Below are 25,806 nucleotides of genomic sequence, written 5' to 3'. Positions count from 1 at the left end.
CAGCTGTTTGGAGTAGTAAGTTTTTAGCGCTGAGTCCTGAGTACTAAGTAAAGTATAAACTGACTGAGGACTCAATAATCTTTTATTTGAAGTCGGGATATGGTAAATAAAATACCCAAATAACAATTTTTTGCCGAGTTTTTCACAGAGGATGAAAAAGTAGGCTGTAACATCTGTTGCAACAAGCTCTAGAGGGAATCTATAAAGTTAATTCTGAGCAATTCTTGTGGAGATTGAATAATGCTAACCGCTGCAAAAACGTTGTCTGGTTTGATGGGTTTATGTGTCGGTGATGCGTTGGGTGTGCCGGTGGAGTTTACTAGCCGTGCTGAACGAGCAAAATCTCCAGTGACAACGATGCAGGGTTATGGCACATGGAATCAACCACCAGGAACTTGGTCAGATGACAGTTCTTTAAGCTTTTGCTTGGTAGAATGCCTTTGTAGGGGGTATTCGTTGGATGCTATAGCCAATTCCTTCTGGCGGTGGTACAAGGAGGCTTACTGGACTCCACGCGGCGATGTCTTTGACATTGGTCAAACTACTCATACAGCAATTATGCGCCTGAAGCAGGGAGTTGTTCCCCATCAGGCGGGTGGAAAGGTTGAAAATAGTAATGGCAATGGTTCGTTGATGAGAATCTTGCCGATGGCTTATTGTCACAGAAACTTAACTTTAGGCGAATTGCTGGCGCGGGTGCATGATGTTTCGGCAATTACTCATGCTCATGCGCGATCGCAAATGGCCTGTGGCATTTATATTAGTATTGCAGTGGCGCTCTTGGAAGGGGCTGACCCTCAAACAGCTTATATACAAGGATTGCAAGATATTCAAACAATGTATTCTGTGCGAGAATTTTTGTTAGAGAAGCCGCATTTTGGCAGAGTTTTGAGTGGTGAGATTGCCAAGATACCAGTAGAAGAGATTAATTCTGGTGGCTATGTAATTGATACCTTAGAGTCATCTCTGTGGTGTTTGTTAAATAGCTCGTCTTATTCTGAAGCAGTATTGAAAGCTGTCAACTTAGGTGGAGATACCGATACTACGGCCGCCGTCACTGGTGGGTTAGCGGGAATTTACTATGGGGTGGAAAATATTCCTCAAAAATGGATGAACCAAATTGTTCGTAAACAAGACATTATTTACTTGGCAGAGCGTTTTGCAAGGTCTGTTTACAGCTAGTTTGGAATTAGAAATTATACCAATTATTTAATCAGTAGCTTTTCGCAAGTAAAATCAGTTGTAGAAAAGTTTCATGCTGGTTGAACAATGCTAACTTCTGCAAAAACGTTGTCTGGTTTGATGGGTTTATGTGTTGGTGATGCATTGGGTGTGCCAGTGGAGTTCACCAGCCGCGCTGAACGAGTAAAATCCCCAGTCATATCTATGTTGGGTTATGGAACTTGGGATGTTCCTGCTGGTACGTGGTCAGATGACAGTTCGCTGACCTTTTGCTTGGCAGAATGTCTTTGTCATGGATTTTCACTAGATGCGATTGCTAATTCCTTCTGGCGCTGGTATCACGAAAGTTACTGGACTCCTCAAGGCGAAGTATTTGATATTGGTAACACCACATTTTTAGCAATTGTGAACTGGAAACAAGGAACTCCACCCCTGAAAGCAGGTGGTACTAGTGAAAATAGTAATGGCAATGGTTCTTTGATGAGAATCTTGCCGATGGCTTATTGTCACAAAAATTTAACTCTGGATGAATTGATTGCGCGGGTACATCAAGTTTCTTCCATTACCCATGCCCATGCGCGATCGCAAATGGCCTGTGGCATTTATATTAGTATTGCAGTGGCGCTCTTGGAAGGGGCTGACCCTCAAACAGCTTATATACAAGGATTGCAAGATATTCAAACAATGTATTCTGTGCGAGAATTTTTGTTAGAGAAGCCGCATTTTGGCAGAGTTTTGAGTGGTGAGATTGCCAAGATACCAGTAGAAGAGATTAATTCTGGTGGCTATGTAATTGATACCTTAGAGTCATCTCTGTGGTGTTTGTTAAATAGCTCGTCTTATTCTGAAGCAGTATTGAAAGCTGTCAACTTAGGTGGAGATACCGATACTACGGCCGCCGTCACTGGTGGGTTAGCGGGAATTTACTATGGGGTGGAAAATATTCCTCAAAAATGGATGAACCAAATTGTTCGTAAACAAGACATTATTTACTTGGCAGAACGTTTTGCAAGAGCTGTTTACCAAACTCAGTGCTAAGTGCTTAATATGCTAATGCTAAACCATCAGAACGAGATTCAGAAGCAGCAACTAACACTCCATTATGTCTTAGAATCATTTGACCTTTACCAAACATGATTTCAGAAGCAATTTCTTGATTATGACCTCGCTTTCTTAAGCCTTCAATAATTTCAGAACTTACACCCTTTTCTAAAAGGATCTTATTGCCTTGTAAAAATCGCCATCTAGGTGCATCTAAAGCAGCTTGAGGATTCATTTGATAGTCAGATAAATTAACTACCATTTGTAAGTGTCCTTGTGGTTGCATTGGTGCACCCATAACCCCAAAAGGTCCTAAAGGTTGATTATCTTTAGTGAGAAAACCGGGGATAATAGTATGAAATGGAAGTTTTTGTGGTGCAACTTGATTAGGATGTCCCTCTTGTAAAGTAAATCCTGCTGCCCGACATTGTAAAGAAATTCCAGTTTCAGGTATTAAAATACCGCTACCAAATCCTTCATAGTTAGATTGAATAAAGGATACCATTAAATCTGGATCGGCAGTACATAAATAAACAGTTCCTCCTTGAGTTAATCCTGTATTAGCTAGAGTAATTGCTGTATCTTCGATTAAGGATTGACGCTGTATAGCATAATTTTTATCTAGTAGCTGATTAACAGAAACCTTCATCAAATCTGGATCGCAAACATGAGAATAAACATCAGCGAAAGCAAGTTTCATCGCTTCAATTTGATAGTGGAAACTTTCGGTTGAATCACGAGCATATTTTTCGATTTTCAAGCCTTCTAAAATATTTAGTGCCATTAATGCAGCAATTCCTTGCCCATTGGGAGGGATTTCCCACACTTGTAATTGCTTGTATTGAGTTGAGATTGGATCGCACCAAATGGGTTGATGATTGGCTAAATCAGTTGTTGTTAAACATCCTCCTGTGTCAGCAGAAAAATTAGCGATCGCAGCTGCTAATTTTCCTCGATAAAAGCTTTCTCCTCCACTATTAGCAATTTCTTTTAATGTTTCTGCAAACCATAAACTCCCCCATATTTCTCCTGTTTTAGGAGCACGATCATTAGGGAAAAATACTTGTTTGAACGGCTGAAATTCTGGAGAATTTAGAGATAGATAAATATTTTCTTGACGTTGCCAATTTTGTGCAGTTATGGGAGACAAAGAAAACCCACTTTCTGCATAACGGATTGCTGGAGTAAATAGTTGTTCAAACGGTAATTTTCCCCACTGATTCCATAATTCATACCAAGCAGAAACTGCTCCAGGAACAGTTACAGATAACCATCCTAATTGAGGAATTTTTTCCATACCTAAGTATGATTTTAAATTCAGCTGTTGAGGACTTCTTCCAGAAGCATTGAGACCATGTAATTTTCCATCCCAAATAATCGCAAACGCATCTGAACCAATTCCATTTGAAGTAGGTTCAACAACGGTTAAAGCAATCGCAGTGGCAACGGCAGCATCAACTGCATTTCCTCCTGCTAAAAACATTTCTATTCCTGCTAGGGTTGCTAAATGTTGACTAGTAGCAACAGCATATTTTTTGCCTAAAATAACTCGACGGTGGGAATGGTAAGGATAATGATTGAGATTGAACTCCATAAAATGGCTCTGTAGTAATATTTTTTTGCCATGTCACTAATGCTTTACCATTTGACCACATTTCTTTGGAAATGATTTACCGAAGACTTTATCATTTCAGCGTTGCCTATGATCAAGGCAAGACCCTTGACCCTATTAAATACTTTGCTGCAAAACAAAACCAAGACAGGACTTACGCAAGATGTGCCTGAAAACCTGATTATTGCGTAGCGGTAATTCATGAATTACCGCTACTTTCGTTATGTTTTTGACAAATGTGCAATCGCTCTAACCTCTCACAGGTGGTAGGGCAACGCTGTTTCATTTCCTAAAAGATGTAAAATTACAACCATCTAGGGGATGAAAAATCATGGATGCAAACATGAAACAGCCTTGCTTTTAATTACTGAATCGATGCTCTACTCCAACTGCTAACTCCTAAACCGTAGACAACGAATAGACTTGACCATCGATTAGCAGTCGTGTGATGCCCTTAGCTTGTAGATGAGTACGAGCTTTATGGAGCATTTTACTATCTGGAACTTTAATCACGCGATCGCGCTTTGTAGAAAAACGCTTGGCGACGCGATGGTTATCAAACACCGGCAGAGTTCTTTGCTGGGTTTCCAGGCTGGGAATTTGTCCCAAGTCACCAAAGTCCTTCAGAGGTCGCGTAATTAATTCTGAGGAACGGTCAATTACCAAATAGCAAGTTTTGGGCAAATTGGCTATTGACAGAGGTAAAACTTCAACTGATGCTTCACCTGGTCTTCTTCTTGTAACTAAAGGTCTTTGCTCATCTAGGTCATCATCATCAAAGTCTTCTTCCTCAAAGTCATCATCTTCTAAATCATCATCTTCTAAATCATCCAAATCCTCTGATTCGTCGAGCAAATCTTCGCCCAGCATCTGCGCGATGACAGCCGCTCCTGGATGTTCATTCTTTAGCGGTGAGATGGGAATGCTGACTATTTCCGGCGGCTTTGGCTCTGGAGTTTCTAATTTCTCTGTGACTCGGAGTTTGGGTTTCTCCGTCGCCGAACCGCGTCGCCGCACTCGTCTACTAGCAGCAATTGACTCCGCTGTTTCCTCTGAGTAAAGTTCCTGCTCTACACGAATTATCTTACGTGGTAATGGCTCAACCTTTGGCACTTCCAAGGGTTGGCTTTCGCTGGGTAGAACTTCTATCTCCGGCTCTGGTTCTGGTTGACTCAGCAGGGGTAACTGCTCATAGCTTACCTGTGCCCTTCCTTCAGGAGTTCTGGCAGCCCGCTTTAAAGAGACCAAGTATTCATACTCATCCTCTGGCAAAGTGCTTTTGAGCAGGCGACTAATCGTCGAGTTACTCACACCATAGCGGTCTGCCAAAGTTGAGGTTGTTTCGGCAGTCTCTCGATATAACTTAAGAATTTCTTGCTTGTCAGAGTCTGTTAATTTTCTCACGGTAGATACCAAAAATCCTTACTAAGCTCGTTTCCGTCCGCTGGTACGCCGTGTTCGTCTTAGTGATGCGTCATATTCTAAGACAGCGCCCATGCCAAATAACACTCCACTAAACACCCAAAACACTTCTAATATCTCCCCACTTTGATAATTGGGGCCTTGGGCGTATTTAAACCACATATCTGCAATGTAGAGCGAAAAGGCCGCCGCTGCAATCATTCGCCAAGACTGGGAAACTCTTCCCCCCCAAAAGGCTAGTAGCAGGATGGTAGCAATAATTAACAAAACCACATCGCTAACTACGTAAAACCAATTCAAAATAGCGACTAGCTGTTCTGAGGGTGTTTCCTGTTGCATAGAAATCCACCATGCCAACAAACTACCGAATACTGCAATTGCTAACACAATTAGCCACTGCCATTTTTCCAGATTGATTCGCCTGGAAGCCACAGCTAAAATCATGCCTGCGCCAAGTAACAGATAACTCAATACAAAAAATATATCGCCTAAAGACACATCCGGTTCTTCTTTTAAAACTATTTCCGTATACCCGAAAATTATCCCTCCAACGAAATAGGAAAGCATACCTAAGCCAATAGAGAGCCAAACATTCCGACCACTGACGATTTGCGGACTAAGCCAGTTTCTCAAGCATAAGATACCGGCGCCCAAATAAGCTAAGGCTTCAAAAATATTTGTGCCAATCACATACCACTCGGCTCGGCTTTCTATGCCATCGGCTCCGGGAACTTTGGCACTAAATAACAAAAAGTATAGCAGTGCCAGTACGGCCCAGCCAATATTAGCTAAGACAATGTTCTGAGTGGTAAAAATGGATTTAGAAAGAAACGAATTCTCGTAAGAGTTATTCATAGGATCAAGACTTATGTAGATGCACTCTGGCAGTATTTTGAGTTAGAGGACTGTATATCTAGCAGTGTATCTGTCAGGAAATACACAATCTGACACCAAAAGCAAGTGCCAATGGCAGGAATTTTGTAAAAAAATTTCCATGCTACTGCCATAGTTTACCCAGAGGCGATTGATTTAGCCAACTGAGAAACAGCGATCGCTCGGCTTCTGGCATATCTTCTAGCTTATAAATCACTTGTTTGGTAAAATTGGCGTTGCCAAAATAGGCTTTTCCTAATCGATGCAGTTCTTGTAACAGGATAACTACATGATTTTCTTGCCAATCAGGTATTTTGGCTGTCGGCAAAGGATTAGTAGATACCAAATATTTCACTGCTTCTAGGGAGGATGTTTGGGGAAATTGCTTCTGCTTAAATACCTCGGCAATATCTTTTTCAAATAAGGCAGCTTGCCTAGCACCTAAAAACTCTTCAATATCGATAGAAACACCTTGCAACAGCAAAATACTGGCTTGGATTAAAATCGCCGTTTTGCCATGACTACCTGTATCACTATCCAGCTGCTCTAAACGGATTTTACCCCAAACGCTAAAGCGTTCCGGTTCCTCCAGTAAAACACAGGCTTTACCCCGGTTATCCGTTAATTCTCTCCATAAGGCTCTAGCTTCTTCTTCTTGACTAGCTTTGAAGACACTAATCAAGCGAAAAGTCTGCCCTTGATAATCTAGGATCGGCACCTGCTGATCCCGTTTCGGGTGCTGAATGCTTGATATTTCAACATCCTGCCGTTTGAGAATAAACATGGCACTAGCAAATAACTCCTCACAGGGGCATTCTTAATATGGAATATATAATGGCATTTGGCAGCATCGCCAAGGCTGAAATTACCTAGCATACTGTGGAAATGAGCCTAGCGATCGCCAGATCCTTCTTGAAGGTAGCCGCCCAGAGGAGGGTGGCGCTAACAGGCAAATAACCCGTTGACAACTCAATATATCTAAACCAATACCCCATCTATTTCGTTTTCGGTGTAGATTAACTAACTAGCGACTAGCATCTTAGCCTTGCTAGTGGTAAATCTGCAATTTTCGATTGCTTCTTGGTAGGTGAAAACGATATAATAGTGTAGATGACTCCTTTGGGAGCCATTAATTTATGTTGGGCGCGTAGCTCAGTGGATAGAGCCACGGATTTCTAATCCGTTGGTCGCAGGTTCGAACCCTGCCGCGCTCGTTTTAAGGAAATATAGAACCTTAAAGAAGCCTTTTTTGGTCGTTAATAACTGCACCCTAATACCATAAAAGTAACGTTTTTTCGATGCTATGTAACCCCTATACTGTGCCGACTGGATGATTTTTACATTAAAGATCCGAATGTTGTCGCAGATGGGTACGGGAAATGAGTCTAAAAGATATTCAGTGTCATCACTAATCTCTTTCAGGATCGTTCCCACTTGATGAAACAAGTCGTTAATTAACATTGAGACACTGTGTAATCTCCGGTTAAATCGTGACTTTTCTAACATATTCGATATCAAGTTATGGTCTTTCATATAGCTACAAGCCTTACTATGATTCCCATTAAAGAACATTGCCGCGCAGATAGCCGTTGTCATAATTTCTGCGTCGTTCATGGCTCGACGACAATCTTCTTTGTGTCCAATAGCCTTTAACAGGTCGTCCGTGATAGCATATATGGCAATTATTTCGTTTAGCATATAGCCCTCCTAATTTTCTTCTTGGAGGGCATTTTATTGCTTAATCGGAGCAATGCGATCGCTCGTAAGAGTAACTAGCAACTTGGGTTATTAGAGAATAATCGCGCGATGCCTGCGGCGGGCTACGCCTACGCTTGCTATACAAAAGCTCTAGAATTCAGAAATGACAAATGTTTTCGGAAAGTGACAGAAGAGGGATATAGCAAGCGCCAGGTTAATTAGGACACTAAACTCAGAACATGCTCCATCGCCGTTCGCAAGGTAGGAAAGTACTCCAGTTGCTTGCGGATACGACTTTTTAGCCAAGACTTTTCCCCGCTCAATTTTATTTAAATCAGGAGAGTAAGGTGGCAAGTACGCGACTACGAACCAGCAGCTTGCACCAGTTGGTCAATGCGTCCACCTTTGTGAAAGGTAGCGTTGTCAATCACCAACTTCTGCCCTGGTTTTAATGCCGGAATCAAGCATACTTCTAACCACGTCTCAAAGACTTGGCGCTTCCTTGCTCCCTCAATGGTGAATGGTGCAAGCAACTGCTGGGCACACAATGCCGCAATCATATTAACTTGCCCCGTTCTCCGACCTGACTTGAAATCATAAAAGCGTTTTCCTTGGAGACTGTAGCCACAGGGGTCAGAACAGCAGAGGCTATCGGGCTACAGTGGAAACACATAGATTTCATCAAAAACGAAATCATAATAAAGGAAAGTCTACCCATAGACCCTTTGGGTAATGGTTATACCAGATCACGTAAAGGGACAAAAACCGGGAATATAAGATATATTAATATGTCTGAGGGACTTAGGGCACTTTTGTTATGCCTTAAGAAGCCTGGGGACACTTTAGATACCCTGATTTTTACTGGGCCTAAAGGTGGCACAATAGATGCCGACAACTTTCGTGAGCGTTATTGGGCAGTAGTACTAGAAAAGCAAGGTGTGCCTTATAGGACTACTTACACCACTAGGCATACAATGGCTAGTCATGCCATAGAACAAAAAATGTCTTTAACAGGGGTAGCATACTTGTTAGGCCACACAGATACAACAATGGTAATGAAGACTTACGGGCACATGATTAATAGACCAGATTTACCTGATATTCCTATCTAGTAAAAATACAACCATTGAATATCAGCTTAATCTCTCAGGAATACTGGGGGATTTTTCTATGATTACCAAAAGGCTACTTAAGATCCCTTTTCAGGGATTTATGTTCAGCTAAAACTGTTGCGTAAACCTTACCAGATAAAAACTCTAGTGTTTTAGGGTAGATTTCTGATTGCCACCATATATAGCATTGAGTTAGTTTTCTAGTAACTAAATATACAAAAACATTTCTATATTTACTGATATAGCTAGTGTATTCATCAGATATATTGGATATATGAAAAGCGAGGGGTTATGGGTAAGTCGATATCGGTTAGGTTCTCAGATGAAGATTATGAAACACTTAAAAGAGAACATTTTGAGTATTGCCAACAAATCGGTGAGCTAATATCTCTTAATCAATACATGGTTATGAGGTGTTTGAATAAACCCTCGTCTAAGTAGTAAAAGCAAATACCGGAAATAGTTCGCACCTATCCCCGGTATTCAAAGTAAATGTTTGAATCTTAGGAATATAATATCATGTCTAATCTAGCATTACAAGGCTCCTCAGTATCCCCTGTAGCTACTCGTGAGGTTTACGTTACCGTAATCGATAAGGTTCTCGACAGAATCCTAGAAGAGATGGAGAAGCCAGGTTGGGAATGGGACGGAACCCTATGGTCGATGATTTTTACCGTGAGACTAAAATCGCGGAGTGGTGGAATCTAACCCCCAGGAGGAAGAAGGTTAATAAGGCAATAATCAAATACGTTTACGCTATCTGATGGATTCTGAGGGTAGACTTTGGTAAAACTCAGTCTACCCTTAATCGTTAATGATTGAAAAGTAGCATTACAGTAACCCTGTAGTTGACTAGGTGGCCCCAGAGTGGCTAAAGCTTTGGTAAACGGGAAGATTTGAACCATTGCCAAGTAGCTTAAACTGTCTTAAACTTTAGGACAGTCTTAGGACAAGCTAAGGTACTTTAGGACTGCTAGATTGATCTGGCATAAGCCCGTGACGAGGATTGAACTCGTGACCTCACCCTTACCAAGGGTGTGCTCTACCACTGAGCCACACGGGCGAAAGATAGTTTTTGTCTCTTAAAGTTAGAATGCTGGGATTTTTACTAATACCCAGCTATTATAACTTATTAATTCGTAAGAGGTGGGCCGGGCTGGATTTGAACCAGCGTAGGCGCTAGCCAACGGATTTACAGTCCGTCTCCATTAACCACTCGGACACCGACCCGATTTGTCTCACGATTTAAAATCTTAGCACTAAGTTTCATAAATAGCAAGTGATTACAAAAAATCACTTGCGGGTAGAGAGCGCAACAAAACCGCGTCTCTACCTTATAGATAAAAAATACTGGTTACACGCTCATCTCCAGCATTCGTTGCATTGGTAGCAGTGCAGCAAGCCGAATATCCTCTGACATGGTAATTTCGGGAGTACGATTTTTCATTGCCCAGTAGAGCTTTTCTAGGGTGTTTAATCGCATAAACGGACATTCGTTACAAGCACAATTATTCATGGGTGGGGCAGGAATAAAATGCTTGTCAGGAGCTAATTTTTGCATTTGGTGAATGATTCCAGGCTCCGTAGCAACGATAAATTCTTTGGTGGGGCTGTTTTGACAATACTTGAGTAAAGCGGCTGTGGAGCCAATAAAGCTGGCATGGCGCAATACACTACTTTCACATTCTGGGTGCGCGATCGCCTCTGCTTCTGGATGGGTAATTTTTAACTGGACAATTTTCTTTTCCGAAAAGGTTTCATGGACAACACAGCTACCTTGCCATAGCACCAAATCTCGTCCAGTTTCTTCCATCACATAGCGCCCTAAATTCCGATCTGGGGCAAAAATAATCGGCTGTTCCTTTGGTATCTGCTCTACAATCTTGACAGCATTGGAACTGGTGCAAATAATATCGCTCATCGCCTTGATATCAGCAGAGCAGTTGATGTAAGATACCACTAGATGATCTGGATGCGCTGCTTTAAAAGCTGCGAATTCGTCTGGTGGACAACTGTCTGCTAAAGAACAACCAGCATCCAAATCTGGTAAAAGTACTAATTTATCGGGATTAAGTATCTTTGCTGTTTCTGCCATGAAGTGAACACCAGCAAAGACTATCGCATCCGCATTGGTTTTTTCGGCGGCTCTTGCCAGTTGTAATGAATCCCCAATAAAGTCGGCAATATCCTGAATATCTGGCTCTTGATAATAATGTGCCAGGATAACTGCGTTGAGTTCTTTTTTGAGACTCTCAATCGCCGCAAACAAATCTAGTGGTAGTTCACCCAGTTGGGTGTTTTCTCGTTGAGCTAATGCAGTGGTAAACACAGTTTAGGGGTGCTTTATGTTGCAAATTTATGTCCTGTGGATTCAATTATAGTAGTTTTTACCAAAAATAGTGGACGGTTGATATTTTGGGGTTGTGTCCAAATCGGGCTGAGTTTCATATCCTGGAGATAGACGGCAAGGAAAGTGGCATGACCAGTCAGAAAACTCAATCGATAAACCTCAAAATTGCTGTAGTTGGAGATATTCACGACCAATGGGAAGTGGAAGATGGCGTTGCACTCAAGCATTTGGGTGTTGACTTAGTGCTGTTTGTCGGGGATTTTGGCAACGAGTCAGTGGAAGTGGTCAGAGCGATCGCATCTCTCGATATTCCCAAAGCAGCCGTGATGGGCAACCACGATGCTTGGTACACCGCCACCGAATGGGGACGCAAAAAGGCTCCTTATGACCGCTCTAAGGAAGACTGGGTACAGGAACAACTCGATTTATTAGGCCCGTCCCATGTCGGTTACAGTAAGTTGGATTTTCCCGCTTGGAATTTAACTGTAGTGGGGGGTCGTCCCTTTACCTGGGGTGGCCCAGAGTGGAAATTCGCGGAAATCTGTCAAGAACGTTACGGTGTGACAAGTTTGGAAGAATCCGCCGATCGCATCTTCAAAGCAGTCAAAAGCGCCGCTTACGAGACAATTATATTTTTGGGTCACAATGGGCCTAGTGGGTTAGGCGATCGCCCCGAAGACCCCTGCGGCAAAGACTGGCATCCAATTGGTGGCGACTTTGGAGATCCAGATTTGGGCGAGGCGATTTCTCAAGCCTTGACTGCTGGTAAAACCATTCCTCTGGTGACATTTGGTCACATGCACCGAGATTTACGCCATACCAAAAAGGTGCAGCGCAAGCCCATCTTTAGAAGTCCAGAGGGGACAATTTACTTAAATGCGGCTAGTGTCCCCAGGATTGTGGAAAATGACAGCGAGAAGTTGCGTAATTTTTCCATTGTCTCCTTAGAGGCGGGTGTGGTTTCGCAAGTGTCCCTCGTTTGGGTGGGGAATGACTTTCAGGTGGCTAAGGGGGAAATTTTGTATGAGCGATCGCGTATTGTGTCGTAGACATTCGCATTCGGTAGTGCAATCTGCGTAGATGATAGGGTATAGTATGATCTGTCAGCTTTGGTGCTAACCAACAAAAGCGCCTGAATAGCGACTGAAAGTAGGTTAAGCACAAGCTAGACAGATTTACTGGAGAGGTGGCAGAGTGGTCGATTGCGTCCGACTTGAAATCGGATGAGGCTAAAACCTCCGGGAGTTCGAATCTCCCCCTCTCCGTTGAATAGTTTGAAAATTAGATATTGGTTAATAGCTATTGCTTAGTAGTTCAGCAGGAAGCTGATACAAAATTTTGTATCACACCCATAGTTGGTTTAAGTGATCAGGCAAATCTATTTCCTCTGTTTGCTCAACTGATGGAGTTGGAAGACCGCTCAGTTGGTCTAAATCTCGGATTTTTCTAACAAGGATCTGAATTAGAGAACCATTTATACCTAACTCAAAAATGTCATTTTTGTCTAAGACAACTATTCTTTTTTGAGTCTTAGCATGAAAAATTACTTGACGTAATCTACAGTCACTGATTGCCCTCTGTCTAGTATCACCTGATTGAGGAAAGCCTGCTGCTCCGTTCAGTGTAAAAAATATTCCCAGTCCGACTGTGCTTGAGAGATTTAAGTCTAAGATGCTGCATAGTCGAGCAAACTGTTTGTCAGGCAAGCGATCTTTGGTTGCCTTTGCTTCAACAACTATGCCTCTTTGATTCTCTTTAAGATAGAGCTGATTACAAACATATAACCAAGCTAGTTGATCTCCACTAACTAGAAAGTCGTATTGAGGCCCTGCTGACTGAAAGCTCTTGAAGCTTGTGGCTCCTTGAAGTCCACGAAAGACAAGACAGACAATTTGCTCAAGCAACTCACCAGCTTGTTTACTTTGTGGAAGTGTAGGATTTTTCAGTTGTGTAAAGTCTTTGAGTTGTTCTAGATATTTTGAAAGTCTTGGGTCTTTTACGGTGTACAAAAAAGATGCTAACTTATCTGATGCTGGGTCGTCTCTGTTAAGAAGTACCAGAGTATCGAGAGCTGATTGAACTAACTCTTCTTGACTGAGCATACCTTAATTAGAGAAATTCGATTGAATGCATAGACTTTGCCATAATATCAAAGGACAATTCATTGTAGTCTTCAACACTCTTTTCGCAAAATGGACAAACCCAAGGCAAATTGGGAAAGCCTTGACCATAGGGAATTGACCCTGCTGGCACATCTGGGTCACAGTTGTGATAAATGAGAAGCTGATTTTCACAGAGTCCCTCAGCTTCGAGAACAGCTATGACTGCAAGCGCTTCAAAGTATTCCAATCCCAATCTGACGGCAAGCTGGTGTGGCATAGCCGTTTTTGATGGTTTCTGAAAGTGCCTACTCAGTTCAGCTCTTTGCTCACCAGATAGGAAATCTAAACGTCCTTTACAAATCAAGCTGACCATTGCCTTAGCCTCGAAGTCCAAGTTCCTTTAGAAGAAACTTTAGTACACCAGTACTCCCTCCATAATATCCTGAATGGCATTTTAGGTGCTGAAGAGAATCTTGGGTTTTAGAACCGGGTTTGAGTCCAAAGTAACAATGTGCTTTGAAAAGCTTTTCTAATTGGGCTTTGGTTTTTGAACCTTCAGTGTCAGCTTCCCTCAAATTGACTTCTCTGTCTAGACTAAATTCATAAGATTTAGTACCCCATTCTTTGAGCAGAGTACGCAAAAGGGCATTTTCAACATTACTGATTTTCTCTATATCATCTGTAAAGCCAAGTGTCTCTAGTGCAGACTCAGCTAATTGTCGAGAGAGTGCCTGTAACCCACTCGCATCAATTTCGCGTACTCCAGAACTATGAGCATTCAAAGCCACCCCGGCAGATTCTGCTCTTATCCGCAAGTGCTGCCATTTATAGTGAAAATCATTGATAGATTTGTTGAGATATTTGTTCCACATTTCATGCAGAACTAAACGAGGAAGATTGGGGTGAACCCATTGACCTTGCAGATAATCAGCTAATTGATCGAAGAATGCCGGAATATACAACCAGAAAGGAAACTGCGTTGATTTCTCTGTGTGTTCATCACTGCGTGGAGTAAATGAGAAGCCTTCCCATGATAAAGCAACATAATTATGACCAACCTCAGCAATGACAGACCACCGAATATTGCATTCCTCAAATTGACTAGTTTCACCAGTCTTCCTGCGGATGTAATCAGGAATCTTATAGGTGCGAATATACCATTTCTTTAATCCCATAGTCTCTTGAATAGGGCCATACCAGCCCTCTTCACCAAATTCTCTTAATAGCAAAGCGGGCGACTTTAAACTAGGTGTATGGGCACTCTGTCCTTGCTTGATGCTCAACCACATCCTTGGCTGCTTGACATACGCTAGTAGAACTTTGTGTGTAGTAAGTTCACCCGTTTCAAGAGAATCAGCTATGTATAAAGCTATTTTTTCTTTCTTTTCTTTACTCGTAGCTGACGGAGCAATTTCTCTGAGGGTTGCAGCCTTAAACTCCGAACTAGACAAAAATTGTACGCAAAAATCTCTGCCAGAAGGTAAGCCATAATCCACAAAAGCGTTAATGCTCATAGAATTTTTTTGAGGAGTTCAATTTTACTAAGTGGAAGTGATATTAGCACTCAGAGCATACTAAGATAGCGTCTACTTTAAGTATTTAGTTTTGATATTTGTTTCAAAAGCGATCGCTCCTCCTTTTGCTTGCATAGTGCTATCATTTTGATAAATTCTACTTTGAGGTAAAGCGATGGCTACTCTTTATGTAAGAAATTTACCCGATGATTTGTATGCAAAACTGCAAGAGTTAGCGGCATCTGAACATCGTTCCATTAACGCCCAAGTTATAACTCTGTTAGAGCAAGCTTTGAAAACTGAAGCACAGCAAATAGAAGACCATAAACGACAGAATGTACTTAAAGTTCTAGAAGAAAGTCGTCAGCGTCGCCGTGTGAATCCAGCAGACTTCGGATTACCTGATAGTACTGAAATTATTCGAGAAGACCGCGACAGATGACTACCCCTTTAAGATGCGTGTTAGATACCAGTGTGTGTATCAAGTATTTTATCGCTGATCCACTAACTGCCAAAGTTAATCAGCTTTTTGACCATTTTGCCAATCCACAGACGGAAATATTTGTTCCAGACCTCTTTTACATTGAGTGTGCTAACGCCTTATTGAAGTACGTCCGTGCAAAGATGTACACTGCTGCTGAGGTTCAGACAGATTTAGCCACCCTCAAAGCTTTTCCGTTGCGTGTTGTCTCCACAGCTGATTTGATGGCGGATGCAGTTACGATCGCATTAAATTATGGAATCTCCGCCTACGATGGCTCTTATGTTGCACTTTCACAGCAGGTTAATGCTACTTTGCTAACTCTCGACGGTAAGCTGGTAAAGGCAATAGCCGCTTCGTCTTACAATGTTTGCTCGTTTAATGACTTCGAGGTTCCGCCGTTGGAGTCAATGTAAAAGCAACCGCTCTTTCTTAGCCCCAAAGCATTGGATGAGGCTAAACAAATTGATACAAACTCAGAACTGGGGTAATTGAATTTTTATCACCGATTTACTTAGTTGCAATAAAATTAGTTTGTAAAGCAGGGAATAAACCTGCTGTTTTTTAATATTCAATTGTCAAAAATGCCTTTTACTTATAACCGCACGGTTCGCTTTCAAGATACTGATGCTGCTGGGGTAGTTTATTTTGCTAACGTTTTGGGCATTTGCCATGAGGCTTACGAAGAATCTTTAGAAGCATCAAGTATTAATCTCAAAGATTTTTTTACTAATCCATCTGTGGGGTTTCCTATTGTTCATGCTAGTGTGGATTTTTTGCGCCCTATGTTTGTCGGGGATAAGTTGCTGATTAGCTTAATTCCTCAAAAAATAGGTGTTGAGAAGTTTGAAATTAGTTACGAAATTACAGTAGCTGAGGTGATAGTTGCTAAGGCTATTACTAGGCATGTTTGTATTGATGCAAATAGTAGAAGTAAGCAGGAATTACCTGATGAGATTATTCAGTGGTTGGAAACGAACCGCAGAGACGCAGAGAAGCCAGTGCGTTGGGCGGGTTCCCCGACTTGAAGCAACTGGCGCGACGCAGAGAGAAGAAGGTCGAGAGAGATTATGTGATGGGGTTTTGCAGGAATTCTGTGGCTATTTGCTGTAGCTGTTGGCGGTTAATTTTTCCTTGTGAGTTACGGGGTAAGTTTTGCTGCGGAATCCAATATTTAGGGATTTTAAATTTGCTGAGTTTGTCTTTAAGTAGAGTTTGGATTTTTAAGGCAGAGGTATCTGATTGTTTGGGAATATAAATTGCTGTTAATGCTTGTCCCCACTGTTTATCTGGGATGCCGATGACACAAATATCAGCAACCATTTCAGTTGCTTGTATAGCTGATTCAATCTCTGTTGGATAAATATTTTCTCCACCTGTAATTATTTTATCGCTGTTACGTCCGACAATATTTAAATGACCTTGAGCATCTAAAAAACCTAAATCGTCTACTTGGAAATCAGCTTGATTTTCTCTGGGTATCGGATAGTAACCACGGGCTAAAGATTGAGCCTGAATAGTAATATTTCCTATTTGAGTGGAATTTAAAATCTCGCCTTGCTGATTGCGAATAGTTACTTTTGCATGGGGAAGAATTTGACCACTGCTAATTTTACCGCCGAGAAAATCATCAGGTTTGAGGGTAGCAATTTGAGAGGCGGTTTCTGTCATGCCATAGGTAGGTGCTAACCGGATGCGATGAAATCTGGCTTTTTCTAGTAATTCATTCCATGCTGGCGCACCTCCTAAAAGTACAGTATTAAATTGGGTTAGCCATTCAGTTAATTCTAGATTTTCTAGGAGGCGTTGTAACTGTGTTGGTACTAAAGATATGAAAAATTCTGACTGTTTAATATTTAATGTTTGACCTGCTTCTACTCCTTTGAATGGTATAATAGCTAGTTTACCTCCAGTGGTGAAAGAGCGCATAAATTGCATTAAACCACTAACGTGATATAGCGGCAATATGCAAAAAGAATTGACTTGTTTTAGTTGAAAGTATTCTGTAAATCCTTGTACCGATGCTATGAGAGTTTCCCAAGTGTGGATGGCAAATTTAATCTGTCCCGATGAACCACCAGTGGGAATCATTATGAGTGGGGAGTGGGGAGATGAGGGAGATGAGGAGGATGAGGGAGAAAGGGTAGTCTTTTCTTCCCAATCTTCACTCCCTATTCCCCAAATAATATCTGGTTTTACTAAATCAAAGACTTGTTGCCATTCTTGTGTTCCCCAATCGGGGTTACAAAGAAAAACTGGACAATTCGCTGCACAAGCGGCAATAAAACTTGCTAAAAATCGTAATGGTTCGCGTTCGGCTAAGATAATTTTTGGTGATGTTCCACACGCTGATAGTTGTGTTAGTTCTAAATATAATTCTTGAGCTATTTGATTAAATTGACGGTTGTTATAACCGATAAGCCAATTATCCCGATCCAGGTTATTAAGACAGTCTAAAGGTCGTTCCATAAAGTTTGAAACCACGTTTCTTTTTATTCAAAAAAATGGTCGATACCAAAACCAATTGCTCTGTTGTTTTGGGATAATTCGGCTGCTAGTTTGAGTGCTGCAAGTCTAGCGATCGCAGTTTCAAATACTGACGAAAATACAGCATCAATTTGATACTGATGGCAAAACTTTCTCAGACGAGATGGTGATCCCACTATCCCAGGCTTGATGACAAAAATCCCTCGCCAACCTTGTTGATGACAAGCAGCAAGTTGCCCAAGTGTGGCAACAGATTCATCTAAAGCGATCGCAGTTTCATAACTTGTACTCAATTTCAACATCTGCTGAAATTGTTCAACAGGTAGCGGTTGTTCGATAAATTCAATTTCTAGGGCTAGTTCTGGATTTGTCTTGAGATTGTCGCAAGTCCACAGCCATAAGTTAGCTTCTTCATAGGTGAGTCCACCGTTAGCGTCTAATCGCAGTTTGGTAAAGGCTGGTAAGGTGTGTATCAGTGACTCAAAAATTTCTAGTTCATCAGCGATCGCATCCACACCAATTTTCCACTTAAACGTGCGATATCCCTTTTGCCATAAGGTTTCCCATTGATTCAAAGCCGCTTTCCCCGCTGGTAATAAGCCGCTGTAGAGGAGTGAAGAGTTAGGAGTAGAGACGCGATTAATCGCGTCTGTACAAGAGTTAGGAGTTATAAAATTATCTCCCTCATCTCCCTCATCTCCCTCATCTCCCCCACCTCCCTCACTCCCCATCTCCCACGCTGACTCAAAGCCAAATTGACAAGCAGGTAACTCATCTGAAATGGAAAAAATCGTTTCTTCTGTGATTTCTCCTGAGAGTTGACAACAAAAATCTAAGGCTTGTTCTAGGGTTTCAGAACCGAACCAGCTAATAGGGGCGATTTCTCCCCAGCCGACTTTACCTGATTCATCGGTAAGACGGAGGATAATACCTTCACGAATATCCCACTTACCATGATTAGTGGTAAGCGATCGCAAAAATCTTCGCTGATAAGGACGAAATTCAAATCTGTAGTCATTAGTCATTAGTCATTTGTCATTCTCCCTCTACTCCAATGCTCCATGCTGAATGCCCAACTAAAGCATAAATCCCAATCCCAACAGCAAGCAAGCCCAGAAATGCACGGCTACAGCGATGAATTTACAGTTACTAACTTTGTCAGGCTGATTGTGATTTTCTTGGACGTGGCGGCATAATTTGAAGGCAAAGGGTAAACTTACCCAACTTAGTAACGTCCAAACTGGAAAAATCCCCAATAGCACAAACAGCAAGGTGAGGGGATAAATGCTACCAGTAAACAAAACTAAAAGTTGAGCACCTTTTGCTGTTCCGAGACGGACGATAGGCGATCGCTTGCCTGCGGCTATGTCATCCTTAACTTGGTGAAAGTGCGAGCAAAACAAAATTAAGGTTGTGGCAATCCCAACAATCACTGAGGCTGCTAAACTTGTCATTGACCAAGTTTGGGTTTGGCTGTAATATGCTGCCTCCACTGCTAATGGGCCAAAAGCAAAAAAGCAAATAATCTCGCCTAAACCCTGATATCCTAAGCGAAAGGGAGGCCCTTGGTACGTATAGCCTAAACCGCAGCACAGTAAAATTATACCGATAACAGTTAGGTCATGTTGCCAAAAGGCGATCGCTAGTATGCCCAGCAACCCCAAACCTAAACACAAATTTCCTATCCAAAATATTAATGCTTTATTGCCTGTTAAGTTCACCAGAGAATGGTGCTTATTTTGATCGATACCTGTTTCGGAATCAAACACATCATTACTGATATTTTCCCAGGCAATAATTAAGATTGCCGCAGCTACAAAAGTAGAAAAGACTACACCATTGAAAATTTTAGTTTCGGCAAATGCTACTGCTGTTCCTACCCAAATGGGCATAATGGCAACGCTATACATTGGCGGTTTAATCGCTGCCATCCATAACTTGGTGTTGGGATATAAAATTTGCTTGGTAGTCATCAGTTGTGATTAATTAAATTACCGGAATATTACTCACACTTGAGATTTTATGATTTCAAGAGACGTTAGATATGGATGATATACAAACAACTGTCACTTTTACTATGGCTTGTTAACTTTGTGTTATTAACACTCACCCTCACGTTGCAGTCTCAGGCTTAAACTGTCTTATCATAGTCTGAGAACACCACAAATAAGGCAAACCCTACGCTGGTGAAATGGCAACTTAATATATTACCTGTAAAAATACGACCACGATTAATTACACTTTAGGAAGTTAACTTAAAAAAAATTTACTATCGTTAAATCCATGACAGTTTTACCATGTCGTAGCAACTTCTTTGTAGAGCACAAAGATTTATATCAATTTCTGGTAGCAGTGCAAGAAAAGTGCGTCAAAAATGATTGCAAACAAATTGTCAGTATCTCCCAAGAAATTGATTTAGTTGACCCTTTACTTGTATTGGATAAACTTACACAAGCAAATGAAATAAATTTTTACTTTGAGGACAGAGGTAAAGGAGAAGCGATCGCAGCAATTGATGCTGTAGCAAAATTGCAGATTGATGGCTCAGACCGTTTTAGTCAAGCAGAATATTTTATCAAATCTTGTCTAAAAAATATAATTAATTTTGGTAACGCAAACCAACCTTTTTCTGGGCCTCACTTTTTTTGTTATTTCAGCTTTTTTGATAAAAATGCCCAAGTAGATTATCCATTTCCATCTGCTACCATTTTTCTTCCATGTTGGCAAGTAGCCGTAAAAAATCAGCGTTGCATATTAGTAACAAATATAATTATCAATGCAAATGTAAATATTGAAAAATTGTTGGAAAATATCCAAAACAAAATTGAATTTATCCAATCTTTAGAATATTACTCTGCTAATATTGATTACTTCCGAAGAAATTTCTATAAAAAATCTGTAACGAATGCTACACAATTTAAACGTTCAGTAGTATCTGCTTTAGAAAAAATTCGGTCTAGCCATTTAAGCAAAATTGTCTTAGCAGATATATTAGATGTCAAGTCAAGCAACTACTTTGACTTAGTTAAATCATTAAATAATCTTAGACAAAACCATCCTAATTGTTATATTTTTTGTACAAGTAATGGCAAAGGGCAAAATTTTATTGGTGCAAGTCCAGAAAGATTAATTAGTATTAATAATCAACAGTTAATCACTGATGCTTTAGCTGGTTCTGCACCACGAGGTAAAACCCCTGCTGAAGATGCAACTAATGCCAATCGCTTACTAAATAGTGAAAAAGAAAAGCACGAACATTCCCTAGTGCTTGATTTCATTACACAACGCCTATCCCAGTTAGGTTTATTACCGCAAATATTAGCACCACGGCTGCGACAATTATCGAATATCCAGCATTTATGGACACCAATCAGTGCTATGGTTCCTGCTGACATACACCCATTAAAGATTGTTGGACAATTGCATCCTACGCCAGCCGTTGCGGGTGCAGCACAAGATGTAGCTTGTGCTGAAATTCGTCGTTATGAAAACTTTGAAAGGGGTTTATATGCTGCACCTTTAGGTTGGATAGATTCTCAAGGGAACTGTGAGTTTATTGTGGGAATTCGTTCAGCATTAATTGATGGCGATCGCGCGAGATTGTATGCTGGTGCTGGTATCGTGGCTGGCTCTGATCCTGACAAGGAGTTTGCAGAGGTGCAGCTTAAACTTCAGGCGTTATTGAAAGCGTTAGTTTAAAGTTAATTACTAATCTTGTATGCCAGCTAAAGATATTTACCACAATTCTGTTAGAAACGCCCTTGAAAAAGAGAGTTGGCATATTACCAATGATCCATTTATCTTAAGATGGGGTACAAGAGATTTATATATTGATTTAGGTGCTCAAAGCTAATAGCAGCAGAGAAAAGCGGACATAAAATAGCAGTAGAAGTTAAAAGCTTTATCAGTGCTTCTCCAGTAACCGATTTAGAAAAGGCTCTGGGACAACATATTTTATACTACGATATTCTCAGTCGCTTAGAACCAGACCGCCGCTTGTATCTTGTTATTCGTCAACAAACATACTCAGAATTGTTCCAAGAACCAATTGGTAAGATATTGATAGAAAATCAGCGTCTTTGTTTACTCGTCTTCGATTCAGAACTAGAGGTGATTCTAAAATGGATACCTTAGATAATTATCGCAAAATAATTGAAAAAATATTAACCGAATATGCGCAACTTCCCTATGCTCATGGAGAACTAGAAAGACAGCTAATTATTGATGAAAATGCAAACCATTACCTACTACTCACACTTGGCTGGGAAAACAAACAACGGGTACATGGGTGCCTTGTCCACATTGATATTATCAAAGATAAAATTTGGATTCAAAGAGATGGTACCGAAGATGGTATTGCTAACGAATTCGTCAGTGTCGGCATTCCTAAAGATCGTATCGTTCTAGCCTTTCAACCTACCGAAATAAGAAAGTATACTGATTTTGCTGTTACATAAATTTTAAATCTGGCGATCGCGCGAGATTGTATGCTGGTGCTGGTATCGTGGCTGGCTCTGATCCTGACAAAGAGTTTGCAGAGGTGCAACTTAAACTTCAGGCGTTACTGAAAGCGTTAGTTTAACATTCAAAAAAAGACGTTTTTAAACAGACTATTTGAGTTGATTTTAATTATCCAAAGAATTGTAGGCTTCATTCAGTTTGGTGGCTGACTCTTCTAATAAGCGTTGTTCATGAGCATTTCTTGGTAACACCAGTTGGCGCTCAATACCTTGGGAGCTAATGATACATGGAAGTCCAAGAACTACTTCACCACCAACTCCATACTTAGAATCTGCTCTGGCTGATACTGGAAATATCTGCTTTTCATTTCGCAGGATGGTATCAACTAACTGACAAACTACTATTGATATGCCATAGCTAGTATTTCCTTTACGTTCAAAAATGTTATAGCCTCGCTTACGAGTTAACTCTGCGTACTCTTGCTGAATTTCTTCCAGCGTTGCTCCTTGTGGGATAGGAAATTCACTTAATGCAATTACCCCAATAAATGCACTAGACCAAACAACAAATTCACTGTCTCCATGTTCTCCAATCACATAAACACGAACGTCTTGTTTACTAACGTTCAGTCGCTTACCAAGTTGATATCTCAGTCTAGCTGTATCAAGAACGGTTCCTGAACCAAAAATTAGGTTTTCTGCTCTTGTGGAATTAGCTATCGCAATCCGTGTTAATACATCCACTGGATTGCTAACAATAAGTATGATTGAATTCGGTGCAACTCGATCCAATTCTTTTATTGTTGAACGCACGATCTCTGCATTATCGCTCAATATATCTAATCGGCTTTGTCCTTGTTTTTGCTGCACCCCAACAGTCACAACAATGATATCAGAATCCGCTAAATCTTCATACTGATTTGACGCTATAATCTCCATGTCTTTAAGTAGGGGAATGGTGTCTTCAATATCCCATGCTTGCCCCTCAGCTTTTGATAAAGTTCGGTCAAAAAGGACGACTGTTACACATTTACCGAGTAGCACTAAAGCATTTGCTACATCTGCACCCACATTCCCCGCACCAATAATACCGACCTTAGATATTTTGTTACTCATGCCAAATCTATTTTTTTGTAACTGGCCCGATAGGTTAATGTTAACTCCCGAACTAACCCTTTCGAGTCAAGATTCTTGAAGCGATTGCTTCGTCTCAAAGATTTGATGTGTTGACGTAAGACAGAATTGATGAATGTTTTGTGTTCGACACCCTGGAATTGAAACCAAGCTATCATTTTGGATCAATCTGAATTAAGTTCTGTGCTTGAGTTTCTGGCAATCTCAACATTGCCTTCTCAAAAAACTCATTGTTTAATAAGGGAATATTCAGAATAATCAACGTCGTCATCTGACATCGATTTCAATGCTTCCCAATTAGGATATGAGATATTGTTTAAATCGTTGGTACTCGTTATGTTTTAGTTTCAGTATAGTAGATGCTTTATGAAAATCGAAGTGGTAAAAGCTACTCAACAACAGAAGTCAGTGCTGTGTAATTTAATGGAACTATACCAGTATGACCTGAGTGAAATAGAAGCTAAAGATGTAGATACCTACGGCTTGTTTGGTTATCGATATCTTGATTAATATTGGACAGAACCTGAGCGACACCCATTTCTGGTTAAAGTTGATGATAAACTGGCAGGGTTTGTACTTATTAATCAGCACACTTACCTTTATCGAGATAACAATGCTAGGTCTATTGCTGAGTTCTTTATCCTCAGAAGATATCGAAGTCAGGGCATTGGTGAATAGGTAGCTACTCACATTTTTGACCAGTTTACTGGCAGTTGGGAAGTACGGCAGACTGCTTTTAACTTAGGTGCACAAGCCTTTTGGAGCAAGGTAATTAGTCAATACACTAATGGAGCCTTTGACGAGGTTTTTTTAAATGATCACCGATGGCATAGCCCAATTAAAACCTTTGACAACTCAGAAAAACTATTAACATAAAAAATACACCGATTTATCCGGTGTATTTTTAGCGTTACTAAAGCCCATAATTTTGAGAATCTTTTACACCAAATCCTGATGAATAAAAGCTTTAGCATTCGCCCCGGTGTAAGTAGCTACAATATGTCCATCGCCAGTCATTTGATATTTGTATGTGACTAATCCTTCTAAACCAACGGGGCCGCGGGGAGGCATTTGTTGCGTACTAATTCCTACTTCTGCGCCGAAACCATAGCGGAAACCATCAGAAAATCGGGTAGAACAATTGTGAAATATATTTGCTGAATTTACTAGTCCAAAGAAAGTTTCAACAGATGTTAAATTTTCAGAGATAATGGCATCGGTATGACGAGAACCATATTCGTTAATATGAGCGATCGCATCTTCTATAGAGTCTACAATCTTTATCGACAAAATAAAATCGCTATATTCTGTTTCCCAGTCTATTTCTGTTGCAGTTTTGATGTTAGGTAAAACTTCCAAGGTGTGTTTATCACCTCTTAATTCCACATGGCGTTCTTGCAAAGCCTCAGCAACTTTCGGTAAAAATTCTCTAGCAATTGATTGGTGAACTAGCAAAGTTTCAATCGCATTACAAACAGCAGGATATTGCGCTTTTGCATCGACAGTAATCGGAACTGCTTTAGAAAGATCGGCGGTTTTATCTATATAAATATGACAAATACCGTCGGCGTGACCTAGTACAGGAATGCGCGTATTTTCTTGTACAAATCTGACAAAGGAATTAGAACCTCTAGGAATAATTAAATCTACATACTTATCTAATTTCAAAAGTTCTAGAGTTTCTTCTCTAGTTGTTAGTAAGTGTACCGCATCTGGGTTAACAGCAGTTTGAGATAATCCCTGTTTAATTGCCTTAACTATCGCTTCACAAGAACGCACTGCTTCCTTTCCACATTTGAGGATTACACCATTTCCCGATTTGATTGCTAAGGAAACAATTTGAATCGCTGCTTCTGGACGGGCTTCAAAAATAATCCCCAAAACACCTAAAGGACAAGTGATGCGCTTTAGAACTAAGCCAGTGTCAAGTTCGCGGTGAATCTGGACTTTACCAATTGGATCGGCTAGCTTACCAACATCTTGCACCCCTGCGATCGCATCTCTTAATTTATGTTCATCCAACTGCAAGCGCTTATAAAGTGGTTGGGGAATTCCTTCAGCAGTCGCAGCTTTACAATCAGCAACATTTGCTTGTAAAATTTCATCTCTAGCTGATTCTAAAGCTTGAGCGATCGCAACAAGTGCTTGATTTTTGGCCTCAGTGGAGAGAATTGCTAGTTTACTTGCAGCTTGGCGGGTTTGTCCTGCGATCGTAATTAAGGGAGAAGCAATATCAAAAATAGTCATAGTACAAATCTTTACTTTTTCTTCATCTTATCAATCTCAGGTTATGTTCATCATTCGTCTTCCTCCAATCGGGTGAACCATTTGGGTAATC

At 40.8% G+C, this 25,806-nt stretch carries 24 protein-coding genes, 4 tRNA genes and 4 pseudogenes; 16 read left to right on the top strand and 16 right to left on the bottom strand.

Going from position 1 to position 25,806, the window contains the following annotated elements:
- Positions 1 to 240 precede the first annotated feature (240 nt).
- Positions 241 to 1,182, top strand: a complete 942-nt coding sequence (locus tag RMY63_RS05295; protein ID WP_322727693.1) for an ADP-ribosylglycohydrolase family protein — start codon at positions 241 to 243, stop codon at positions 1,180 to 1,182.
- 87 nt (positions 1,183 to 1,269) lie between these two features.
- The gene (locus RMY63_RS05290; protein WP_322727692.1) at positions 1,270 to 2,220 is read left to right on the top strand and encodes an ADP-ribosylglycohydrolase family protein; all 951 of its coding nucleotides are present in this window, start codon (positions 1,270 to 1,272) and stop codon (positions 2,218 to 2,220) included.
- Between the two features lie 4 nt (positions 2,221 to 2,224).
- On the opposite strand, the gene RMY63_RS05285 is transcribed toward RMY63_RS05290, so the two are convergent.
- From RMY63_RS05285 to RMY63_RS05270, 4 genes are all read right to left on the bottom strand, one after another.
- A complete protein-coding gene (locus RMY63_RS05285) occupies positions 2,225 to 3,817 on the bottom strand; it encodes a gamma-glutamyltransferase family protein (RefSeq protein WP_322727691.1) in 1,593 nt (530 codons plus the stop codon).
- Positions 3,818 to 4,234: 417 nt separating this feature from the next.
- Positions 4,235 to 5,239, bottom strand: coding sequence for a transposase (locus RMY63_RS05280; RefSeq protein WP_322727690.1), 1,005 nt, complete (start codon positions 5,237 to 5,239; stop codon positions 4,235 to 4,237).
- Positions 5,240 to 5,260: 21 nt separating this feature from the next.
- Positions 5,261 to 6,112, bottom strand: coding sequence for a hypothetical protein (locus RMY63_RS05275; protein ID WP_322727689.1), 852 nt, complete (start codon positions 6,110 to 6,112; stop codon positions 5,261 to 5,263).
- Positions 6,113 to 6,254: 142 nt separating this feature from the next.
- Positions 6,255 to 6,914 carry an Npun_F0813 family protein gene (locus RMY63_RS05270; protein ID WP_322727688.1) on the bottom strand — a complete coding sequence of 220 codons (660 nt, stop codon included), beginning with the start codon at positions 6,912 to 6,914 and terminating at the stop codon, positions 6,255 to 6,257.
- A 357-nt stretch (positions 6,915 to 7,271) separates the two neighbouring features.
- Between RMY63_RS05270 and RMY63_RS05265 the strand changes: the two genes are divergently transcribed.
- Positions 7,272 to 7,344, top strand: a tRNA-Arg gene (locus RMY63_RS05265).
- Positions 7,345 to 8,046: 702 nt separating this feature from the next.
- Here RMY63_RS05265 and RMY63_RS05260 read toward each other — a convergent pair.
- Positions 8,047 to 8,484 (bottom strand): annotated as a pseudogene (locus RMY63_RS05260) (transposase); the annotation flags it as partial.
- Here RMY63_RS05260 and RMY63_RS05255 point away from each other — a divergent pair.
- Positions 8,440 to 8,940, top strand: coding sequence for a tyrosine-type recombinase/integrase (locus RMY63_RS05255; RefSeq protein WP_322727687.1), 501 nt, complete (start codon positions 8,440 to 8,442; stop codon positions 8,938 to 8,940). The pseudogene RMY63_RS05260 and the gene RMY63_RS05255 sit on opposite strands and share 45 nt — an antisense overlap.
- Before the next feature lie 519 nt (positions 8,941 to 9,459).
- Positions 9,460 to 9,648, top strand: coding sequence for a hypothetical protein (locus RMY63_RS05250; RefSeq protein ID WP_322727686.1), 189 nt, complete (start codon positions 9,460 to 9,462; stop codon positions 9,646 to 9,648).
- A 283-nt stretch (positions 9,649 to 9,931) separates the two neighbouring features.
- On the opposite strand, the gene RMY63_RS05245 is transcribed toward RMY63_RS05250, so the two are convergent.
- From RMY63_RS05245 to nadA, 3 genes are all read right to left on the bottom strand, one after another.
- Positions 9,932 to 10,003 (bottom strand) — tRNA-Thr (locus RMY63_RS05245).
- Between the two features lie 84 nt (positions 10,004 to 10,087).
- A tRNA-Tyr gene (locus tag RMY63_RS05240) sits at positions 10,088 to 10,170 on the bottom strand.
- Positions 10,171 to 10,294: 124 nt separating this feature from the next.
- Positions 10,295 to 11,269, bottom strand: coding sequence for a quinolinate synthase NadA (nadA, locus tag RMY63_RS05235; protein WP_322727685.1), 975 nt, complete (start codon positions 11,267 to 11,269; stop codon positions 10,295 to 10,297).
- Positions 11,270 to 11,418: 149 nt separating this feature from the next.
- Between nadA and RMY63_RS05230 the strand changes: the two genes are divergently transcribed.
- Both RMY63_RS05230 and RMY63_RS05225 read left to right on the top strand, forming a co-directional pair.
- Positions 11,419 to 12,339 (top strand): TIGR04168 family protein, encoded by a 921-nt coding sequence (locus RMY63_RS05230; RefSeq protein WP_322727684.1) that lies wholly within the window; start codon positions 11,419 to 11,421, stop codon positions 12,337 to 12,339.
- 131 nt (positions 12,340 to 12,470) lie between these two features.
- A tRNA-Ser gene (locus RMY63_RS05225) sits at positions 12,471 to 12,555 on the top strand.
- A 78-nt stretch (positions 12,556 to 12,633) separates the two neighbouring features.
- Here RMY63_RS05225 and RMY63_RS05220 read toward each other — a convergent pair.
- The 3 genes from RMY63_RS05220 to RMY63_RS05210 form a co-directional block, all read right to left on the bottom strand.
- On the bottom strand, positions 12,634 to 13,392 hold the full coding sequence (locus RMY63_RS05220; protein WP_322727683.1) for a hypothetical protein: 759 nt from the start codon (positions 13,390 to 13,392) through the stop codon (positions 12,634 to 12,636).
- A 7-nt stretch (positions 13,393 to 13,399) separates the two neighbouring features.
- Complete coding sequence (locus RMY63_RS05215; RefSeq protein ID WP_322727682.1) at positions 13,400 to 13,669, bottom strand: hypothetical protein; 270 nt, start codon at positions 13,667 to 13,669, stop codon at positions 13,400 to 13,402.
- 100 nt (positions 13,670 to 13,769) lie between these two features.
- Entirely contained in the window at positions 13,770 to 14,906 is a 1,137-nt protein-coding gene (locus tag RMY63_RS05210) for a hypothetical protein (protein WP_322727681.1), read from the bottom strand.
- A 175-nt stretch (positions 14,907 to 15,081) separates the two neighbouring features.
- On the opposite strand from RMY63_RS05210, the gene RMY63_RS05205 reads away from it, so the two are divergent.
- The 3 genes from RMY63_RS05205 to RMY63_RS05195 all read left to right on the top strand — a co-directional run bounded on the left by RMY63_RS05205 (position 15,082) and on the right by RMY63_RS05195 (position 16,415).
- On the top strand, positions 15,082 to 15,348 hold the full coding sequence (locus RMY63_RS05205; RefSeq protein ID WP_322727680.1) for a FitA-like ribbon-helix-helix domain-containing protein: 267 nt from the start codon (positions 15,082 to 15,084) through the stop codon (positions 15,346 to 15,348).
- A complete protein-coding gene (locus RMY63_RS05200; RefSeq protein WP_322727679.1) occupies positions 15,345 to 15,803 on the top strand; it encodes a type II toxin-antitoxin system VapC family toxin in 459 nt (152 codons plus the stop codon). Before RMY63_RS05205 ends, RMY63_RS05200 begins: the two co-directional genes overlap by 4 nt.
- Before the next feature lie 168 nt (positions 15,804 to 15,971).
- On the top strand, positions 15,972 to 16,415 hold the full coding sequence (locus RMY63_RS05195; RefSeq protein ID WP_322727678.1) for a thioesterase family protein: 444 nt from the start codon (positions 15,972 to 15,974) through the stop codon (positions 16,413 to 16,415).
- Between the two features lie 40 nt (positions 16,416 to 16,455).
- Here RMY63_RS05195 and RMY63_RS05190 read toward each other — a convergent pair whose 3' ends face one another.
- The 3 genes from RMY63_RS05190 to menA are packed head-to-tail and all read right to left on the bottom strand — an operon-like array spanning position 16,456 to position 19,847.
- The gene (locus tag RMY63_RS05190; RefSeq protein WP_322727677.1) at positions 16,456 to 17,856 is read right to left on the bottom strand and encodes a 2-succinylbenzoate--CoA ligase; all 1,401 of its coding nucleotides are present in this window, start codon (positions 17,854 to 17,856) and stop codon (positions 16,456 to 16,458) included.
- A gap of 23 nt (positions 17,857 to 17,879) precedes the next feature.
- The gene (locus RMY63_RS05185; protein ID WP_322727676.1) at positions 17,880 to 18,899 is read right to left on the bottom strand and encodes an o-succinylbenzoate synthase; all 1,020 of its coding nucleotides are present in this window, start codon (positions 18,897 to 18,899) and stop codon (positions 17,880 to 17,882) included.
- Between the two features lie 51 nt (positions 18,900 to 18,950).
- The gene (gene menA, locus RMY63_RS05180) at positions 18,951 to 19,847 is read right to left on the bottom strand and encodes a 2-carboxy-1,4-naphthoquinone phytyltransferase (RefSeq protein ID WP_322727675.1); all 897 of its coding nucleotides are present in this window, start codon (positions 19,845 to 19,847) and stop codon (positions 18,951 to 18,953) included.
- 310 nt (positions 19,848 to 20,157) lie between these two features.
- Here menA and RMY63_RS05175 point away from each other — a divergent pair, with 310 nt between their 5' ends.
- The 4 genes and pseudogenes from RMY63_RS05175 to RMY63_RS05155 all read left to right on the top strand — a co-directional run.
- Positions 20,158 to 21,573 carry an isochorismate synthase MenF gene (locus RMY63_RS05175; protein WP_322727674.1) on the top strand — a complete coding sequence of 472 codons (1,416 nt, stop codon included), beginning with the start codon at positions 20,158 to 20,160 and terminating at the stop codon, positions 21,571 to 21,573.
- A gap of 19 nt (positions 21,574 to 21,592) precedes the next feature.
- A pseudogene (locus RMY63_RS05165) lies at positions 21,593 to 22,008 on the top strand (element excision factor XisH family protein).
- Complete coding sequence (locus tag RMY63_RS05160; protein ID WP_322727672.1) at positions 21,996 to 22,331, top strand: XisI protein; 336 nt, start codon at positions 21,996 to 21,998, stop codon at positions 22,329 to 22,331. Before RMY63_RS05165 ends, RMY63_RS05160 begins: the two are co-directional and overlap by 13 nt.
- A gap of 11 nt (positions 22,332 to 22,342) precedes the next feature.
- Positions 22,343 to 22,456 (top strand): annotated as a pseudogene (locus tag RMY63_RS05155) (chorismate-binding protein); the annotation flags it as partial.
- Positions 22,457 to 22,499: 43 nt separating this feature from the next.
- On the opposite strand, the gene RMY63_RS05150 reads toward RMY63_RS05155, so the two are convergent.
- Positions 22,500 to 23,450: an L-lactate dehydrogenase gene (locus RMY63_RS05150; protein ID WP_322727671.1), complete on the bottom strand. Its 951-nt coding sequence runs from the start codon at positions 23,448 to 23,450 to the stop codon at positions 22,500 to 22,502.
- A 384-nt stretch (positions 23,451 to 23,834) separates the two neighbouring features.
- Between RMY63_RS05150 and RMY63_RS05145 the strand changes: the two genes are divergently transcribed.
- Positions 23,835 to 23,978, top strand: coding sequence for a hypothetical protein (locus RMY63_RS05145; RefSeq protein ID WP_322727670.1), 144 nt, complete (start codon positions 23,835 to 23,837; stop codon positions 23,976 to 23,978).
- 21 nt (positions 23,979 to 23,999) lie between these two features.
- Positions 24,000 to 24,146, top strand: a pseudogene (locus tag RMY63_RS41690) (GNAT family N-acetyltransferase); the annotation flags it as partial.
- 261 nt (positions 24,147 to 24,407) lie between these two features.
- Here RMY63_RS41690 and RMY63_RS05140 read toward each other — a convergent pair.
- Positions 24,408 to 25,715 (bottom strand): glutamate-5-semialdehyde dehydrogenase, encoded by a 1,308-nt coding sequence (locus RMY63_RS05140; RefSeq protein WP_322727669.1) that lies wholly within the window; start codon positions 25,713 to 25,715, stop codon positions 24,408 to 24,410.
- Positions 25,716 to 25,806: the final 91 nt, after the last annotated feature.

It is taken from the genome of Nostoc sp. ChiQUE01b (genome assembly GCF_034531255.1).
In the GTDB taxonomy this organism is placed as follows: domain Bacteria; phylum Cyanobacteriota; class Cyanobacteriia; order Cyanobacteriales; family Nostocaceae; genus Nostoc.
This window is presented reverse-complemented; position numbering and strand designations above follow the sequence as displayed.

Coding starts and splice junctions, on each gene's coding strand:
- RMY63_RS05250 (WP_322727686.1), top strand. CDS start 9,460: ATGTCTAATCTAGCATTACAAGGCTCCTCAGTATCCCCTGTAGCTACT.
- RMY63_RS05195 (WP_322727678.1), top strand. CDS start 15,972: ATGCCTTTTACTTATAACCGCACGGTTCGCTTTCAAGATACTGATGCT.
- RMY63_RS05215 (WP_322727682.1), bottom strand. CDS start 13,669: ATGCCACACCAGCTTGCCGTCAGATTGGGATTGGAATACTTTGAAGCG.
- RMY63_RS05230 (WP_322727684.1), top strand. CDS start 11,419: ATGACCAGTCAGAAAACTCAATCGATAAACCTCAAAATTGCTGTAGTT.
- menA (WP_322727675.1), bottom strand. CDS start 19,847: ATGACTACCAAGCAAATTTTATATCCCAACACCAAGTTATGGATGGCA.
- RMY63_RS05150 (WP_322727671.1), bottom strand. CDS start 23,450: ATGAGTAACAAAATATCTAAGGTCGGTATTATTGGTGCGGGGAATGTG.
- RMY63_RS05185 (WP_322727676.1), bottom strand. CDS start 18,899: ATGACTAATGACTACAGATTTGAATTTCGTCCTTATCAGCGAAGATTT.
- RMY63_RS05290 (WP_322727692.1), top strand. CDS start 1,270: ATGCTAACTTCTGCAAAAACGTTGTCTGGTTTGATGGGTTTATGTGTT.
- RMY63_RS05295 (WP_322727693.1), top strand. CDS start 241: ATGCTAACCGCTGCAAAAACGTTGTCTGGTTTGATGGGTTTATGTGTC.
- RMY63_RS05270 (WP_322727688.1), bottom strand. CDS start 6,914: ATGTTTATTCTCAAACGGCAGGATGTTGAAATATCAAGCATTCAGCAC.
- RMY63_RS05175 (WP_322727674.1), top strand. CDS start 20,158: ATGACAGTTTTACCATGTCGTAGCAACTTCTTTGTAGAGCACAAAGAT.
- RMY63_RS05145 (WP_322727670.1), top strand. CDS start 23,835: ATGAAAATCGAAGTGGTAAAAGCTACTCAACAACAGAAGTCAGTGCTG.
- RMY63_RS05275 (WP_322727689.1), bottom strand. CDS start 6,112: ATGAATAACTCTTACGAGAATTCGTTTCTTTCTAAATCCATTTTTACC.
- RMY63_RS05210 (WP_322727681.1), bottom strand. CDS start 14,906: ATGAGCATTAACGCTTTTGTGGATTATGGCTTACCTTCTGGCAGAGAT.
- RMY63_RS05160 (WP_322727672.1), top strand. CDS start 21,996: ATGGATACCTTAGATAATTATCGCAAAATAATTGAAAAAATATTAACC.
- RMY63_RS05140 (WP_322727669.1), bottom strand. CDS start 25,715: ATGACTATTTTTGATATTGCTTCTCCCTTAATTACGATCGCAGGACAA.
- RMY63_RS05200 (WP_322727679.1), top strand. CDS start 15,345: ATGACTACCCCTTTAAGATGCGTGTTAGATACCAGTGTGTGTATCAAG.
- RMY63_RS05205 (WP_322727680.1), top strand. CDS start 15,082: ATGGCTACTCTTTATGTAAGAAATTTACCCGATGATTTGTATGCAAAA.
- RMY63_RS05190 (WP_322727677.1), bottom strand. CDS start 17,856: ATGGAACGACCTTTAGACTGTCTTAATAACCTGGATCGGGATAATTGG.
- RMY63_RS05220 (WP_322727683.1), bottom strand. CDS start 13,392: ATGCTCAGTCAAGAAGAGTTAGTTCAATCAGCTCTCGATACTCTGGTA.
- RMY63_RS05285 (WP_322727691.1), bottom strand. CDS start 3,817: ATGGAGTTCAATCTCAATCATTATCCTTACCATTCCCACCGTCGAGTT.